This is a genomic window from Xylanibacter muris (genome assembly GCF_013166605.1).
GTDB classification, from domain to species: Bacteria; Bacteroidota; Bacteroidia; order Bacteroidales; family Bacteroidaceae; genus Prevotella; species Prevotella muris.
Map to the genome: position 1 here is coordinate 248653 of NZ_JABKKF010000001.1, position 17476 is coordinate 266128.

Annotated in this window: 14 protein-coding genes; 7 read left to right on the forward strand and 7 right to left on the reverse strand. The window is 45.1% G+C overall.

Annotation, left to right across the window (positions count from 1 at the left end; genetic code table 11):
* Positions 1–80 precede the first annotated feature (80 nt).
* From HPS56_RS00915 to HPS56_RS00930, 4 genes are all read right to left on the reverse strand, one after another.
* Positions 81–1247, reverse strand: coding sequence for a zinc metalloprotease (locus HPS56_RS00915; RefSeq protein ID WP_172272456.1), 1167 nt, complete (start codon positions 1245–1247; stop codon positions 81–83).
* A 35-nt stretch (positions 1248–1282) separates the two neighbouring features.
* Complete coding sequence (locus HPS56_RS00920) at positions 1283–2188, reverse strand: TraB/GumN family protein (RefSeq protein ID WP_172272459.1); 906 nt, start codon at positions 2186–2188, stop codon at positions 1283–1285.
* A 61-nt stretch (positions 2189–2249) separates the two neighbouring features.
* Complete coding sequence (locus tag HPS56_RS00925; RefSeq protein WP_172272462.1) at positions 2250–2855, reverse strand: hypothetical protein; 606 nt, start codon at positions 2853–2855, stop codon at positions 2250–2252.
* Between the two features lie 83 nt (positions 2856–2938).
* On the reverse strand, positions 2939–3439 hold the full coding sequence (locus HPS56_RS00930; RefSeq protein WP_172272465.1) for an RNA polymerase sigma factor: 501 nt from the start codon (positions 3437–3439) through the stop codon (positions 2939–2941).
* Positions 3440–3705: 266 nt separating this feature from the next.
* Between HPS56_RS00930 and HPS56_RS00935 the strand changes: the two genes are divergently transcribed.
* Positions 3706–4875, forward strand: a complete 1170-nt coding sequence (locus HPS56_RS00935) for an ATP-binding protein (protein ID WP_172272468.1) — start codon at positions 3706–3708, stop codon at positions 4873–4875.
* A gap of 133 nt (positions 4876–5008) precedes the next feature.
* On the opposite strand, the gene HPS56_RS00940 is transcribed toward HPS56_RS00935, so the two are convergent.
* From HPS56_RS00940 to HPS56_RS00950, 3 genes are all read right to left on the reverse strand, one after another.
* Complete coding sequence (locus HPS56_RS00940) at positions 5009–6517, reverse strand: butyryl-CoA:acetate CoA transferase (RefSeq protein WP_172272471.1); 1509 nt, start codon at positions 6515–6517, stop codon at positions 5009–5011.
* A 448-nt stretch (positions 6518–6965) separates the two neighbouring features.
* The gene (locus HPS56_RS00945) at positions 6966–8141 is read right to left on the reverse strand and encodes a MalY/PatB family protein (RefSeq protein WP_172272474.1); all 1176 of its coding nucleotides are present in this window, start codon (positions 8139–8141) and stop codon (positions 6966–6968) included.
* The gene (locus HPS56_RS00950; protein ID WP_172272477.1) at positions 8128–9015 is read right to left on the reverse strand and encodes a DUF3737 family protein; all 888 of its coding nucleotides are present in this window, start codon (positions 9013–9015) and stop codon (positions 8128–8130) included. Before HPS56_RS00950 ends, HPS56_RS00945 begins: the two co-directional genes overlap by 14 nt.
* Positions 9016–9326: 311 nt before the next feature.
* Between HPS56_RS00950 and miaB the strand changes: the two genes are divergently transcribed.
* The 6 genes from miaB to HPS56_RS00980 all read left to right on the forward strand — a co-directional run bounded on the left by miaB (position 9327) and on the right by HPS56_RS00980 (position 17427).
* Positions 9327–10640 carry a tRNA (N6-isopentenyl adenosine(37)-C2)-methylthiotransferase MiaB gene (gene miaB / locus HPS56_RS00955; RefSeq protein ID WP_172272479.1) on the forward strand — a complete coding sequence of 438 codons (1314 nt, stop codon included), beginning with the start codon at positions 9327–9329 and terminating at the stop codon, positions 10638–10640.
* Between the two features lie 22 nt (positions 10641–10662).
* Positions 10663–12501: an ABC transporter ATP-binding protein gene (locus HPS56_RS00960; RefSeq protein WP_172272481.1), complete on the forward strand. Its 1839-nt coding sequence runs from the start codon at positions 10663–10665 to the stop codon at positions 12499–12501.
* A 32-nt stretch (positions 12502–12533) separates the two neighbouring features.
* Positions 12534–14357, forward strand: coding sequence for an LTA synthase family protein (locus HPS56_RS00965; protein ID WP_172272483.1), 1824 nt, complete (start codon positions 12534–12536; stop codon positions 14355–14357).
* Positions 14354–15268 carry a lysophospholipid acyltransferase family protein gene (locus HPS56_RS00970; protein ID WP_349665773.1) on the forward strand — a complete coding sequence of 305 codons (915 nt, stop codon included), beginning with the start codon at positions 14354–14356 and terminating at the stop codon, positions 15266–15268. The genes HPS56_RS00965 and HPS56_RS00970 overlap by 4 nt, the downstream gene beginning before the upstream one ends.
* A gap of 87 nt (positions 15269–15355) precedes the next feature.
* Positions 15356–16387, forward strand: a complete 1032-nt coding sequence (locus tag HPS56_RS00975; RefSeq protein ID WP_172272485.1) for a glycosyltransferase — start codon at positions 15356–15358, stop codon at positions 16385–16387.
* 26 nt (positions 16388–16413) lie between these two features.
* A complete protein-coding gene (locus HPS56_RS00980; RefSeq protein ID WP_172272487.1) occupies positions 16414–17427 on the forward strand; it encodes a hypothetical protein in 1014 nt (337 codons plus the stop codon).
* The last annotated feature ends 49 nt before the right edge of the window (positions 17428–17476 follow it).

The following is a 17476-nucleotide window of genomic DNA, read 5'->3' on the forward strand; positions in this document are numbered from 1 at the left end:
TTATGGTCTGTTATGCAGTGCAAATTTAGACAAAAATTCTGAATTACAATTTGTATGATGCGGAAAATAATCGTATATTGTCAGTTTGCGGTCAGAGGCTTCCGGCAGATGATATCCTGAATCTGTGTTGAAAGATGTCTTATTATCGCAAGATCGCTTTTTACTTCGCCTTGCATAAGATATTTGTTTTTCTTTTTCTCGATACTGTTGAGTATTTCAGAGGCCTTGGCCGTATTCTTTTCTTTATATGCGGCTATTGCCCATAAAAGCCTTTGCTTGCTTGACATCACGTTTTTGAATTGGTTTATGTACGTAAGAAGTTTCTTGTCGAGAAGCTTGTCTGCCAAAGGTGTGTCACCTGTTACGAGAGCGCAGAATGCAAGTTCCGCCGATGCTTCAAGTCGCATAAGCCCTACTGTTTCATTATTGTGGTCTGTTATCTCACGAAAACCGTCGAGTGCTCCATGAAAGTCGAGACGGTCGAGTTTCAGGATTACGCATATCAGGTGCATGTTTACGGCAAGGGCGTTGCCGTAGTCTGTTACGGCCTGTTCTTCAAACCATTCCGCCGGCATATCTTTCGGGCGTATGCCGTCCTGTGCCGCGGCATTAATACGCAACATATTCATTACGTATTTTTTTGTTTCCGGCAGTCTGTTGAGCATAAGTGCGTTATATCCGTCGTTTGTTATTCCGCTTATTTTCATTGGAATTCCATTGATAAAGGCTAACAGCAGATTTATGATGACAGCCGTTCCGAACAGGACGTTTGTGAAGACGGTATCGAGTGCGATGAGCGGTATTGATGAAAGGACGGCGAATATTATGTTTACCGCCACTCCTCCGACGTTATACCAGAATACGGGAATGTCATTTATGTTGCGGTCGGGAGGAAGCATGAGGCATTGTCCGCCTGTGCCTGCAATGCCGAACATGCGCCATTGCAGGCGTCCGTCCTTGCGCATCAGCGTAAGGTTGCCTATTCTGAACGACACAAACTTATATCCGGTCAAAAGGCCGGCAAGCAGATGCCCGGCCTCGTGCCCCGCTATTGCCGATAGCAGCACTGCCGTCAATGACAGTATCAGTGCGAGGAAGTATGGTGCGTCGGACCATTGCAGACTGAATCTGTCCAAGAGCTCTGCAAATGGAATGTCCTTAACAAACGATATGCCGAGTATTGACGCAAAGAAGCCAATCGTGGCGGATATGGAGAGGATAAGTATTATTTTTATGAATTTAATCATTTGTATGCTTGTAAATCAGTAAGTCTGAGGTGTATTCATTTTATTGCCTCTACCGTATATCCTGCTTTTTCAAGCAGTTTCAGCACACCGTTGTCGCCCGGCAGGTGTCCGGCTCCTACCACAAACAGGGTCGGATCTGTCGACATTATTGCCGGCATCTTGGTTATCCAGTCAGCGTTGCGGTTGTCCGTCAGTTCGGCTTTCTCCTGTGGTGTGGAGTCGCAGGAGTTGTTCTGTTTCTCGTCCATGACGTCTTTCAGTTTATTTATATCCTTATTGAAATAGGCTTTTGCCATTTCGAGTATCATCATCTTGTTGTATTCCGGGTTATCCACAAGACACATAAGCTGTTCTTTCTGACGTTCCGTGGACATGCTCTTATAAAGCGTCTTTATTTGGAAGTCAACGGATTCGAGGCCCATAACAGGTTTCTTTTCTTCTAAAGCCACTTTTTGAAAGTAGTTGTCTATAAGGTTGGCCGGATCAAATCCTGGCGTGTTCCTCATGTAGGTAAGTAATGTGAACTGGGTGGTAAGTGCCTGTGGCGACATCTTTCCCATCTGCTGTTCCACCATGGGGTTGGTCATGTCAGCTCCCATAAGGCCCTTCATGTATGCGTTCAACTTGTTTTGTTCCTCTGTGGTGAGAATGTCTTTTAGCGACTTGCCGTCTGGCATCATCATCGCAGCTATCATTTTCTGTGCACTCTCCGCGTTCATGGCCAGATTCATGTCGAGCTCTCCGCACACCTGTGCTGTCTGTCTCATCGCATCGCGCAGTCCTGGTATGGAGTCTACAAAGCTTGCCGGGGCGAAATGATATGTTCCTACGATGTATGACGGCTGCTTAAGGTCTTTAGCGGATATTCTGTATAGCAACTGTGCATTGATTCCTGTCATGGCTGTCACCATGAGTATAAGGATGATTATTGTTCTTTTCATTGTCTTTCGTATTTCTGTTAATGCTTATGTGTCCGACTGTTTTTTGAATGACGGTAAGAGGTCATATATTGTCTTTTTCCTCTGTCATTTCATTTATCTGCTTTATTACCTCGTCATTGGTGCGCTGCATTCTCATTATAATCCATATCCCGATGGCCAGGCCTAAGCATCCTCCGATAATACCTCCGACGACATTACCTTGTAAAATATGCCCGTTGGTTGACGACATGTCATAGAAGAACAGCCCGAAGACAATAATCAAGGCCGGTATGGAAACAATCAGCTGTTTTATGCGCATACTTTTCATGTGTGCAAGTTTTTTTGCTGTTTCCACAAGATTGCCGCTGTGCCAGTCTGTGTCTGAGATTTTGTTTATTTTGAAGTCTGCATAGATGTCAAGTCCGGTCAGGCCTATTATCAGTGCGCATATTATCCACGAAAGATTGAATACTATTGCCAGGCAGGAAAAACATATAATGATTATCGGGTAGAATACAGTCAGTTCAATCCATATAAACTTGTTTATCCATGACATCTTTTGCTTCATTGCCTGCCTGATTATCCGGCCGTTTATGATTTTCTGACTGTCGAGTTGTCTCTTCATTGTTTCGAGTTGCGCGCGCATTTCATTGAACTCGTTTGGGTTGATATTGTTGCTTGTTTCCATAATATGTTTATTTAGATTGTTATTAATATGATGATAGAAGTTCGTTTTAAATCTCCTTTTCGAATATGCAGAGGTTTGCGGTTTTATTTGTTGTTTTTCAGTTCGTCTCTTATCCTTGACAGTTTTACCGATACGTTTTTCGCGGATATTCCTACTATGTCTCCGATTTCGTCGTATGGTATATTCTCAAGCCATAGGAGTATTATAGCCCGGTCGAAAGGTTTCAGTCTGTTTATTCTGTCATACAGCATTTTCACCTGGCGTGTGTCGGAATCTGTATCCTCGTAGAGGTTGATGTCCATATCGAGCGGAATGGTTTTCCTGCGTTTGTTTTTCCTTTCTATGGATATGCAGGTGTTGAGTGCTATGCGGTATATCCATGTCCGTATGTCGCTTTTCCCTTCAAACCTGTTAAGTCCGTTCCAGATGTTGATGAGCACCTCCTGGAACAGGTCGTTTATTTCGTCATTGTTTTTTGAAAACATATAGCATACGGTATATATCGTGCCTTTATGTTTTTCCACAAGCACCGTAAATTCATGTTCACCGTATGTGGCAGGTGAATCTTGTTTTCTTGTTTTCATATTGTAGCCATGCTTTTTATTCTTGCTTTTGTCATTTAGACGCAGGACACTGATATTTTACTACAAAAATATGCGATATTTTTCAGAACATGATAATTTTGTATCTTATTTGTTTGAGATATCGGGATTTTTCTGTAATATTATATATTTAATGTGCTTTCAAACCGGTATTTTGCACTTCGATAGTGCAAAATATTGCGAAAAATGCACTATTAGAGTGCATTTTTATTATATTTGCAAGTGGATAATAATAATCAGGCAGTGTTATGGAACAGTTGTATAATGTAATGAGAGTGTTGTTGAATCATATCTCTTCAGACTTCAAGAGATATAGATATGACGACATAAATGCGCGTAACAGGATGTTTGGCATTGTAGGGCCGCGTGGTGTGGGTAAGACAACTATGATATTGCAGCACATCAAAGAGCGTCTGTCTCTTGAAGATACATTATATGTTTCAGCGGATAATATGTATTTTACCAATAATACATTAATAGGATTGGCGGAGGATTTTGTCAAGCGCAATGGTCGCCACCTGTTTATTGATGAAGTGCATAAGTATAAGAATTGGTCTCAAGAGTTGAAACTGATATACGACACCATGCCTGATTTGAATATAGGATTCACCGGCTCTTCCGTATTGGATATATATAAAGGTGTGGCGGATCTTAGCCGTCGGGCGCCCATATATGAGATGCAAGGCTTGTCATTCCGTGAGTATTTGCATTTGTTTCATGGAATAAAGACACCTGTTTTCTCGTTGGAACAGATATTGTGCGGTAAGGCCGTGATTGCGGGAGTAGACCATCCTTTGCCTTTATTTGCTGATTATCTGAAGCGAGGATATTATCCGTTCGGTATGGAGATGTCTTTTGAAATGATATTGCAGCAGGTGATAAATCAGACAATGGAAACGGATATACCTGTTTATGCGGATATGAATGTGTCTACAGGCAGGAAACTAAAGCAGTTGTTGATGGTTGTTGCCGAAAGTGTGCCTTTCAAGCCAAATGCCAGTAAATTGGCAGAGATAATAGGAGTGAGCAGGAATAATCTCACCGATTATCTTTATTATATAGAGAGGGCAGGCATGATAGCGCAGGTTAAGGATAGCACCGGAGGCATAAGGGGGCTTGGAAAGATAGAGAAAGTTTATCTTGACAATACTAACATTGCTTATATTCTTGGCAGCGGCAATACCAATATAGGGAATATCCGTGAGACGTTCTTTTATAACCAGATGCGTGTGAACAACGATGTTATTGTGTCTAAAATATCCGATTTCGAGATAAAAGGCATAACGTTTGAAATTGGAGGCAAGAAAAAAGGACAGAAGCAGATAGCCGGTGTGGAAAATGGCTATGTGGTGAAGGACGACATAGAGTATGCCTATAATCATGTGTTGCCGCTTTGGGCTTTCGGACTGAATTATTGATAATTCCAACCCCTTCATCAGACCGTAATTCTTGAGGTGATAAAAAGGGGAGTATCGGTCAAACTCCAAATACTCCCCATGATATCATATTATTAAAGTATGTTCTTGCGTCATTATCAGCAAGCCTCACTTCCTATTCCTTCACATACTCCCTGTAATCCGTAAGGTGCATGTCGCCCTTGCGTGCGAGCGTGTCATGGAAAGCGAATGCTGCAGGCAGACATTGCTTTGTATGTCCGTTCTTGGATATCTTCAGATAATCCCACAGCAGGTTCTTGTAGTCGGGGTGTGCGCAATTCTCGATGATGCACTGTGCACGCTGTATGGGAGACTTGCCGCGCAGGTCTGCCACACCCTGTTCCGTGACAATCACGTTTACATCGTGTTCTGTGTGGTCGAAATGGCTCACCATAGGAACGATTGAGCTGATGAGTCCGTTCTTTGCTACCGACGGACATGTGAATATGCTTATGTATGCGTTTCGCTCAAAGTCTCCGGAGCCTCCGATACCGTTCATCATCTTCGTTCCGCTGATGTGTGTGGAGTTTGCATTGCCGTAGATGTCGCATTCGAGTGCGGTGTTGATGGCAATCACTCCAAGCCGGCGTATGATCTCAGGTGAGTTTGATATCTCGCTCTGGCGCAGTGTAAGATGTTTCTTGAAGTAATCAATGTTGTCGTATACTTTCTTCAGGCTTTCGTTTGTCACAGTGAGCGAGCATGCCGATGCCAGTTTCACCCTCTCCTCGAGCATCATGTCTACAACCGCATCCTGAAGCACCTCGGTGTAGATGTTGAAATCCGGCACGTTCTTATCTTGGCTCAGTGCGGCAAGTATGGCATTTGCCGTAGAGCCTACACCGCTTTGCAGTGGAAGGAATGTAGGTGGTATTATGCCTCGTTTCATGTCTGCCAGCAGGAATTCCGCAACGTTTGTTCCTATCTGTGTAGTAACGGGGTCGAGGTCTTTGAAGGCGCGTGCCTCATCGGGAATATGGCACTCCACCACACCGACAATCTTTTTTGCATCTATTTCCACGTATGGTGTTCCTATGCGGTCGTCAACCTTTGTCAACGGTATGGCCTGACGGTATGGGGGATCCTGCAGTTCGTATACGTCGTGGAGATATTTGGCGTCGGGGCTGTGGAAAGTGTTGTGCTCCAATATCACATGCTTTGCCAGCCGTGCGGCAGTAGGACTGATGCCACCTGCAGATGTGAGGTAAGCCTTGCATGTCGTTTCCCCCTCTTCTATGTCGCACACTTCGAGTATGGCCCAGTCCACCTCACCGAGGAATCCGTATCTCAGCTCTTGTGCCATCTGGCTCAGGTGTATGTCGTTGTAGGCTATCTCCCCGCAGTTTACGTGTTTGCGGAAGTCAGAGTTGGTGGTATATGGCGCACGGTATTTTATGGCGTGGGCGTTTGCAAGGTCGCCGTCTGTGCTCTGCCCGGTGGATGCTCCTGTGAATATTCCCACTTGGAACTCTTTTCCTGCCTGGTGTTCTGCCTCCGCTATTTTAGCGAGTTCCTTTGTAACGGCCTTTGCGGCCCCGGACGGTGTGAATCCGCTTAGGGCAATGTTCTCACCGTTTTTTATTAATGCTGCGGCCTCTGCAGCACTGAGTCTTTTATAAGCCATATCTTTTTCGGTTAGATTTAGAATGAATCTGTTTTTTTAACGCTTACAAAATTACATAAAAGCCACGTCATGGCAAAATAAAAACATGTTTTTTTGATTCTGCTATGGCATGAGAGGCCGTGGTGTGGCAGTCCGGTTTTTGCAGACTGTAGGGAAAGGTGAATAATTTTGCAGGTATGCCGGAAGCGGTTGTGTTGTTCGTGAAGTGTATTTAGGCTCATACACAGTCATAGCATTCGCGATTAACGAACAGGATATGTTGTTCTTGAAGTGTATTTAGGCTACATACACAGTGTATTCAGCCAATATACACAGTGTATTTAGGCTACATACACTTTTAACATTTGTCGGATGTTTTTGACTTGTAGTATTCTTTCGATACGTCAAATGTCTTTTGGGGTGATTTGTTATGCAAACGGACCGTGTTGTTGCCGTGGCTTGTGTCCGCCTATATGTTGCCCGTCACATCTTTTATCCTCTCAAGACCTTCTGTCATCCTGCTTCTCGGGCATGCTATGTTGATTCTTATGAATCCTTCACCGGCTTTGCCGTACATTGCCCCGCTGTTTGGCATGACGCGTCCTTTTTCTGTCAGCAGTCGGGTGAGGCCGTCGGACGTGAGCCCGCTTTTGGCAAGAATCCTGCGGCAGTCTGCCCATACGAGATAAGTGCCTTCGAGAGGCGTTATTCTTATATCAGGCATTTTTTCGCTGAAGAACTCCAATAAAGCATTGTAGTTTCCATGCAGATATCTTACGAGGCTGTCAAGCCAGTCTTCGCTGTCGTTGTATGCGGCCATGAGCGCTTCCACTCCGAACGGGTTTACGTCGCACACCTCATTATCGTTTATTGCGCGGTCGATTCTGTTTCTTGACTCATTGTTGTTGCAGATAATGTTCGCAATCTGCAGCCCTGCGGTGTTGAATGCCTTTGACGGTGACGTGCATATAATGGAATTGTCGCGGCATTCGTCTGATATGGATGCGAACGGGGTATATTTAAATCCCGGCATCACCAGTTCGCAATGTATTTCATCGGATATGACGGTCACTCCGTGACGCATGCAGATGTCATTGAGCCGTGAGAGCTCGTCTCTCGTCCATACACGTCCGGCCGGATTGTGCGGATTGCATAGAAGCATCAGTTTTGTACGGGGGTCTGAAGCCTTGGATTCAAGATCGTCATAGTCCATTGTATATCTGCCGGATGAATCTATGAGCAGATTGTTTTCCACGATGCCGCACTTGTTGTTTCTTATTGACGAGAAGAAGCAGTTGTAGACAGGGGGCTGCACTATCACGTTGTCACCGGGCACCGTAAGTGCCTTTATTACGGCAGATATTGCCGGCACCACTCCTGAGGTATAGATAATCCATTCACGTGAGATGTGCCAGCCATGCCTGCGGGCAAACCATGAGATGACCGCATCGTAGTATTCCTCGGGCACAAGCGTGTATCCGAAAATGCCGTGTTCAATCCTTTTGTGTAACGCCTCTGTGATGGCCGGTGCGGCTTTGAAGTCCATGTCGGCGACCCACATGGGTATTATGTCTTCCCCTTCCGGCTCGTCCCATTTATAGCAGTGGCTTCCCCGTCGCGTTGTGAGTTCGTCAAAATTCCACATTGTCTTCTCTTGCTTTTATTATACAGTCGGCAGGCCCCTTGATGTTCTCGTCAATTGTGACAGAACCGATTTTATCGGCGGTGATATGGCCGTGAGCAGGATTTTTTATATTTGTTATCGCTCCTCTTATGTCGGCTTCTACGGAGGAGTACTCGAATGCGCGGTCGCAGTCGGCTCCGAACGTGCAGTTTTCCAACACAAGGTCGTGGGCATAGCAGAGAGGTTGCTCGCCGGTGATATGACAGTTTACGAGGCGGAGGTTCCTGGAATGCCATCCGAGAAACTCTCCGTTAAGCTCGGAGTCGTATACGGTCACGTTGCGCACTTCCCAAAAGGCATCCTTGGTGGTGATTCTGGCATTGTGTATCTCCACATTCTCCGCGTACTGGAAAACATATTTGCTGTCGCTCTCGAAGCCGTCTATATATACATTACGGCATAGCATGAAAGGATAGGTGCCGCTGTGCAGCCTCAGGTTTGAGGCTTTGATGTTGTCGCATTTCCAGAAAGTCTCGTCGGCATCGTTTATCTCTACATCCGAGATGCGAATCTGGCTCATCTCGCGAAACATCTTCGGGGCGTCTATTATGGTGTTTGTCATTTCAAGATGGTCGGAATACCATAATGCGGAGCGGGCGGCAACGGCAAAGAAGCAGTTGTCTATGGTGAACCGGTGTACGTGCCAGAAAGGATAGTTGCCCTCGAAGCGGCAGTTACGTGCGGTGATGTCGCTGCATTCCTTTATGGCAGACTCGCCGGCCGTGATTGTTACATTATCGAGAACGGTATTGTGGGTTTCGAATAACGGGCGTTCGCCGCCGAAGGTCATGCCGGTGATTATTTCATGCCGGACCGGTTTTTTGTTTTCTTTCATCGATGACTGGATTTTAATGTTTTTTGTTTGAATAAGGTCTTTTCCGTTCCATACGGTTTCCGGATATTCACAAGCGTTTCCTGCTTGCCTTTCATTTCGGATGCAAATTTAAATGGTTTTATTCAAACCTTATGTAACTTAATTACAGTTTGGACTGTCTTTTAACAGTTGTTTTGTGAATATTTATTTTGAGAACTTGTTATTTTAGACTACCTTTGCATAAATTAAAGATTCACCTCTGCAATTTCAGACAAGCCTGATTGCGTGTGGCTTGTTTTATCTTTTTGTATCTAAATATATATTGACTATAAATGAAGAAACTTTTTATTGAGACGTATGGTTGTCAGATGAATGTGGCGGATTCGGAAGTCGTTGCCGCTGTTATGAAAATGGCCGGGTATGACGTATGTGACGACATCACTGAGGCAGACGCTGTGTTTCTCAACACATGTTCCGTGCGTGACAATGCCGAGCAGAAGATATATAACCGTCTCGAAACCCTGAATGCCGGACGTAAAAAAGGCCGCAGGGTAATACTTGGAGTCCTGGGATGTATGGCCGAACGGGTGAAGGACGACCTCATGACCAATCATCATGCCGACCTTGTTGCCGGTCCCGACGCATATCTTTCTTTGCCTGACCTCATAGCGCAAGCCGAACAAGGCAACAAGGCGATAAACATAGAACTTTCTACAACGGAGACATATCGCGACATTGTGCCACAACGTATCTGTGGAGCGCGTGTGGGAGGCTTTGTAAGTATAATGCGCGGATGCAATAATTTCTGCCATTATTGTATTGTGCCTTATACCCGCGGACGTGAGCGCAGCCGTGATGTGGACAGTATATTGAGAGAGGTGACAGACCTGAGGGACAAGGGATTCAGGGAGGTGACGCTCCTCGGACAGAACGTAAACAGCTATTTGTTTGACAACGACGGTGTCAGGACCGGTTTTCCGGAGCTTTTACGTCTTGTGGCCAGGGCTGTTCCTGAGATGCGTATACGTTTCACCACATCCCATCCTAAGGATATGAGCGACGAGACCTTGCACGTGATAGCAGAGGAACCCAATGTATGCAAACATATCCATCTGCCGGTACAGAGCGGCAGCAACAGGATATTGAAACTGATGAACCGCAAATACACGCGTGAGTGGTATCTGGACCGTGTGGACGCCATAAGAAGGATAATACCCGGATGCGGACTGTCAACGGATGTCTTCGTGGGTTATCACAGCGAGACGGAAGAAGACCATCGGATGTCTCTTGACCTGATGCGTGAGGTTGGCTATGATTCTGCGTTTATGTTTAAATACAGTGAGCGCCCCGGAACGTATGCTTCGAAAAATCTTCCCGATGATGTTCCCAAAGAAATAAAGATACGCCGTCTTAACGAAATGATACAGTTGCAGACCCGTCTTTCCGCCGAGGCAAACAAGCGTGACGAGGGACAGACATTCGAGGTGCTTGTCGAAGGCTACAGCAAACGTTCGCGTGAACAACTGTTCGGAAGAACCGGACAGAACAAGGTTGTGGTATTCGATAAAGGCTGCCATCATATAGGCGACAAAGTGATGCTGAAGATAACGGGAAGCACAAGCGCCACACTTATGGGCAGCGAATAATCATGTTCAATAAATCAGAGATATGAAAGAGTTCATAAAGATAATGCTCCGTTTCGTTCCGCCATACAAGAAAAATCTGGTGTGGTCGATAGTGTTTAACATATTGTCGGCAATGCTTAACATATTCTCGTTTGCGGCTCTTATCCCTATACTTCAGATATTGTTCAAGACGAATGACTCTGTTGCCGCGACGTCATTGATGGAGTGGGGTGGCGGTGACATGAAAGAGGTGTTGTCAAACAACATGAATTACTATGTGAATATGCTTATCGGCGAGATGGGAGAGGCTACCACCCTGCTTGTGATAGGCCTGTTCCTGGTGTTCACGACCTTTATAAAGACAGGCTGCTATTTTCTTTCCTCGGCATCGATAATCCCCATACGTACGGGAATAGTCAGGGATATGCGTAACCAGCTGTACCGGAAAATAACATCGCTGCCACTGGGGTTCTTCTCAGAGGAGCGCAAGGGAGATATCATAGCGCGTATGAGCGGTGATGTCGGGGAAGTGGAGAACTCGATAATGTCGTCGCTTGACATGCTGTTTAAAAACCCGATACTCATAATAGCATACTTCGGCACCATGCTTTTCATCAGCTGGAAACTCACACTGTTCACTCTTGCGATAGTTCCGTTGATGGGATGGCTCATGGGAGGAGTGGGAAGAAAGCTGAAACAGCAGTCTATAAAGGCCCAGACTTTATGGAGCGACACGATGAGCCAGGTGGAGGAAACCCTCGGAGGATTGCGTATCATCAAGGCATTCTGTGCGGAGGACAAGATGAACATGCGCTTTGATAAGGTTAACAGCGAATACCGTGCCAACCTTATGAAGGTGAATACGCGCCAGCAGCTTGCACATCCTATGAGCGAGTTTCTCGGCACGCTCATGATCGTAATCGTATTGTGGTTCGGAGGGTGGCTTGTGCTCAACAACATGACATTGTCGGGACCGACTTTCATATATTACATGGTAATACTCTACAGTATAATAAATCCGCTGAAAGAGTTTTCAAAGGCTGGTTATAATATTCCAAAGGGGCTTGCTTCCATGGAACGCATTGACAAGATTCTGAAAGCAGAGATGACGATAAGGGAGAAGGATGTTCCGGAGCATATAGACGGTTTCAACCATCAGATAGAATTCCGTAATGTGTCATTCAAGTATGACAAGGAATGGGTATTGCGTGATATCAATCTCACTATCCGTAAAGGAAAGACCGTGGCGCTTGTGGGACAAAGCGGAGGCGGAAAGTCCACGCTTGTAGACTTGATACCGCGTTATTATGACGTGCAGGAGGGCGAGGTGCTCATAGACGGCATAAATGTGAAAGACTTGGGTATTCATGACCTGCGTCAGCTCATTGGCAATGTGAATCAGGAGGCAATACTTTTCAACGACACATTCTTCAACAATATATCCTTTGGGGTGGACAACGCCACTCGGAAACAGGTGGAGGATGCCGCACGCATAGCCAATGCCTATGACTTTATCATGGCTACGGAGCATAAGTTCGATACCTTTGTGGGCGATCGTGGCGGACGGTTGTCGGGAGGTCAGCGCCAGCGTGTCAGCATAGCACGTGCAATACTGAAAAACCCTCCGATACTGATACTTGACGAGGCTACATCCGCATTGGATACAGAAAGCGAGCGTCTGGTTCAGGATGCCCTGCAGCATCTGATGAAGACACGAACGACAGTGGCTATCGCCCACAGGCTGTCTACAATAAAGAGTGCGGATGAGATATGTGTCATACATGACGGAAAGATTGTGGAGCGTGGCACTCATGATGAGCTTATAGCCATGGACGGGTATTACAAGAAGCTCAACGACATGCAGAATACGGCTTCAAAGTAGATTCGCATGTCCAATATAAAAGTCTCAATATAATGAAGCAGAGATTATTGTATCTTACAGCGACTTATCTTACAACGGTAGTTATATTTATAATTGCCAAAGGATGTTTTGTCATTTACAATATGAAGTCGGGCGGAGCCGGTCTTTGTGATTTTGCGGATGTGGTGCGTCATGGGCTGAGTCTGGATTTGTCCACGGCAATATATATTCTTATTGTTCCGTTTCTTATATCAGTCATTTCGTTATGGACGGACAGGTGGCGGCTGTTGCGCAAGATTCTTAATGTATATTATGCCGTGGTGGCATCGTTACTGGCAATAGTTTTTGTTAGCGACACATGTCTGTATGAGTTTTGGGGATTCAAACTTAACGGCAGTGTGATACCCTATCTGGAAACACCTGCAGGAATCACTTCAAGTGTTTCATGGTGGTATCTGGCGGCAAGAGTCCTGTTTGTCATTGCTGCGGGATATATAATATATAAGGTGTATTCCGCATGTATTCCACGGAATATATCACGGCTTTCCCTACGGATGAAGATACTGAATACGCTGCTGTTTGTTGTGGCGGTCTTCCCTCTTGTGGTGGGAATAAGGGGAGGCCTGGAGGTGTCGACAACAAATGTCGGGCAGGTGTATTACTCGGATAATCAGTTCCTGAATCATTCCGCAGTGAATCCGCTGTTCAATTTTCTTTCATCCTTCGGACATTCCGCAAAGGATTATGACAGGTATGAGTATTTTGATTATGAGGAATGCGAAAGGATGCTGTCCGGCATGTTCCCGACGGAAAGCATGGATATCGATACTCTTTTAAATACCGCGCGGCCCAATGTGGTAGTGATACTTCTTGAAGGCTGCGGAGGGGAGTTTACTGAGATTGGCGGACGTGATGACGTGATGCCGAATCTTAACAGAATAGCCCGTGAGGGCGTGTATTTCACAAATTGTTACGGAAACTCCTGGCGTACGGACCGTGGCGTCGTGTGTGCACTTAGCGGTTACCCGTCATTCCCGCAGGCATCTGTGATGAAGATGCCGGACAAGAGCGGAACCATGCCTTCCATAGCTTCGAGTCTGAAGAAAAACGGCTACTCAACGAGCTTCCTATATGGAGGAGACATTAATTTTACGAATATGCGCGGTTATCTCATAGGTACGGGATTTGATAATCTCGTGAGTATGGACGACTATTCCGAGGAGCAGCGTGGTTCAGGAAAATGGGGGGTAAGGGATGACATAACGTTTGGAACCCTTTATGACATGATTACAGGTCATGGAGAAGGAAGATTCCTTATAGGTTATCTGACACTGACAAGCCATGAGCCATGGGAGGTCCCCGTGAATAAGTTTGAAGACAAGGTGCTCAATTCTTTTTATTATCTTGATATGTGTATAGGCAGTTTCATGGACAGGTTGCGTAAGACACCGCAATGGGATGAGCTTCTCGTGGTATTATTGCCCGACCATGGAATATACTATGACGGTCTGGATAATTCAAAGCCGCTGAGAAACCATATACCGATGATATGGACGGGTGGGGCGGTGAGGAGGCCGCATGAGGTGACATGTCTTTCGAATCAGACGGATCTGCCGGCCACATTGCTTGGACAGATGAATATCAGTCATGATGAGTTTACGTTCAGCCGCGATGTGGTGAGCGGAAATTACAGATATCCATTTGCCGTCAATACCTTTGACAACGGGATGATGGTGATGGATTCCACCGGGTATGTCGTTTATGACTTTGATATGAATGGTCTCCTTTCCGAGCAGGGTAAGGATTCCCGACGCCTGCTTGATATCGGAAAGGCCATCCTGCAGGTCACGTCGGCAGACTTAAAGAACAGGAAATGATGAAGAAGCTGTTATATCATATTATATATGTGTCGGCAAGATTGTTGTCAATGTTGCCGTTCAGGGTTCTTTATGCCTTGTCTGACTTCATATATATCATAGTGTATTATATAATCGGATACAGGCGTAAGATTGTTTATAAGAATCTTAACGCATCGTTTCCGGAAAAGAATCCGGATGAGATAAAAGGTATAGGGCGGGGGTTCTATCACTTCTTCTGCGATTATATGGTAGAGACTTTAAAGCTTATGACAATAAGTGACAAGAAACTGCTTGACCATATTGAATTCCGGAACTTAGATCAGGTGGAAGAGTATTTCAGACGCGGTCAGAACGGTGCGGGCATACTCGGGCACTATTGTAATTGGGAATGGCTGTCGGCTGCAGGAGTGGCGTTTACGGAAAGTAAGGATGCTGTTGTAGGACTTATTTATCATCCGTTGAGAAATGAGGCTTTCGACAGGCTTATGCGAGATATCCGCCAGAGTAAGGGTGGTGTTTGTGTGCCAAAGAAAGATATTCTGCGTTATCTTCTCAGATATAGGACCGAAGGGAGGAACTCTTTGTTCGGATATATTTCGGATCAGACACCGAAGTATGAGAACATCCACCTGTGGCTGCCTTTTCTGAATCAGGACACGCCGGTGTTTACCGGGGCGGAACGTATAATGAAGAAAATGAATGACGCGGTCTTCTATGTCGATATGCAACGTCCCGAAAGGGGAAAATATATATGTACATTCAAGTTGATAACAGATAAGCCCCAGGACTGCGGAGAATGGGAAATAACCAAAAGATTCTTTGCTATGCTTGAGGATAGCATAAGGCGTCAGCCCGAGTTCTATCTTTGGAGTCATAACAGATGGAAACGGTCTTTTGAGAAATATGAGGAGAAGAGGCATGCCAGATAATGAAGACGGGCTGTTTCAAGGCTTGTTTTGAATAATCGGTGTCGGGTGAGGAATGGAACTGGATTCAGCAATTTAAATAATGATGTCATGGTGAGACTGTGTTATATAACAAGAAACTACAGGGGAGTGTCTTCTGCAGGAAACAAGGCAAAAACAGATAATGAAGATACCCTTGTCGGGATGGGGGCCGTAAATCTTGGATTAAGAAGGACATTTTACCGGAATAAGGTCTTGACCTTTTTCATTGATTTGGCAGGAATAATAAAATTCGTCTTTTCTGTCAGGAATGACGACCTGGTGCTTTTGCAGTATCCGGTAAAGAAATATTTCTCTTTCTTATGTATGGTCGCACGTTTCAGACATGCAAGGACGATGACGGTGATTCATGACCTGGGGTCGTTTCGTCGCAGGAAGCTTACTGTCGGCAAGGAGATTGGTCGTCTTTCCAATGCCGATTATGTTATTGCTTCCAATACGGTGATGCGTAAATGGCTTCAAAGCAACGGTTTGCATAATACGGTGCGGCCATTGGGGCTTTTCGATTATCACAGTCCTTCGCCTGTTCCTGATAACACCGGATGTACGGAGGATGACAACAGGCTTATTTATGCCGGTGCGCTGGGGATGCGCAAGAATGCCTTTCTTCTTGATGCCGATAAAATATCCTTCGGGTGCAAGATACATATTTATGGAAACAGGAAAGGGCTTCCGCAGCTTAATGACAGCGAGAATATAATATTTCATGACTTTTGTCCTGCCGATGACTTTATAAGTAAGGTCAACAACGGTTGGGGGCTTGTATGGGACGGTGACTCCTTGGACTGTTGCACAGGAAATTTCGGAGAGTATCTGCGTTATAATTCCCCTCATAAGGTTTCATTCTATCTTCGTGCCGGTCTGCCTGTGATAATATGGCGTGAGGCGGCTCTTGCGGATATCATAGAGAAGCAGGGGCTCGGTTTCTGTATAGACAGGCTTGATGAGATAGAGAACAGGCTAAGAGACATCACAGCGAAGGAAATGGAGACAATAAAGGCCAATGTCAGGATTGTGAGTGAAAAGCTTAATGAAGGAGGCTTCCTGAAAGACGCCGTTGCTGCGGTGATGAGAGAATTATAGTTAATTATAATAAAAACAGTAATAAGATGTACGGAAATTATAAAGTTGTTTGCAATACCGCTGCCGGGCGCAGAAGGTATATGCAGTATCTGATACCCCAGATAATATCGTCAGACATAGTGGACAGATATGATATATGGGTAAATACGATGAATATCCGTGATATAGAGTTCTTCAGAATGCTGGCAAAAAAGTATGATAAGATAAATCTTGTATGGCAGCCGGACGGAATCATAGACGGCAATAACTCTATAAACGCTTTCTATAAGTTCTGCATGGATGACGATACCGTATATATAAAGCTTGACGATGACATTGTGTGGATAGAGCCGAATTTCTTTGAATCGATAGTAAGGTTCCGTATAGATAATCCTCAATATTTTCTTGTATCCCCTCTTGTGATCAACAACCAGAAGTCCACTTATGTGCTGCAGTGTCTTAATAAGTTAAATACACGGAGATATCAGCGTGCAGATCCGTTCAGTAAGATATTCTGGAAGAGCGATAAGTTCGCTTTGGAGCTTCATGAGTGGTTTATCGGGAATTATCTTAAAACCGGGAAATATGAGGAGTTGCATTGCGGTGTGCGTCCTATGGGTCTTACACGTTTCTCTATAAATTCTATAGTATGGTTTGGAAGTCAGATGAAGCGGTTCGGTGGTGTTGTGAGCGGTGATGACGAGGAATTCCTTTCAAGTATAAAGCCGACGGAACTGGGAATGTCAAATTGCTTGTATTGTGATACAATAGTGGCTCATTTTGCTTTCTTCCCGCAAAGAAAGTTGCTTGACAAGGGAAATATACTTGAGAGATATGGCGAGATTCTTCATGATATATGGAGCACTCGGCCTGAAATGAAGGAAATGGATGACTGTGTGCAGGAGTGCATGTCAAAAGTAGACTCACTTGACGATTCTCAGTGTGAGCTTCTTGAGCGTCCTGAATATTGTAAAAGAAAAAAAGAGAGCAGATTAAAGAGGAGGGTGGCTTTTCTGCTTGGCCGGTACAAGGAAAAGAAAAGCCGTTTTATAACGAATTGATGTCATTGCGTTGGTACTTTAAAACAGTAGCATTATATAGATATAGCAG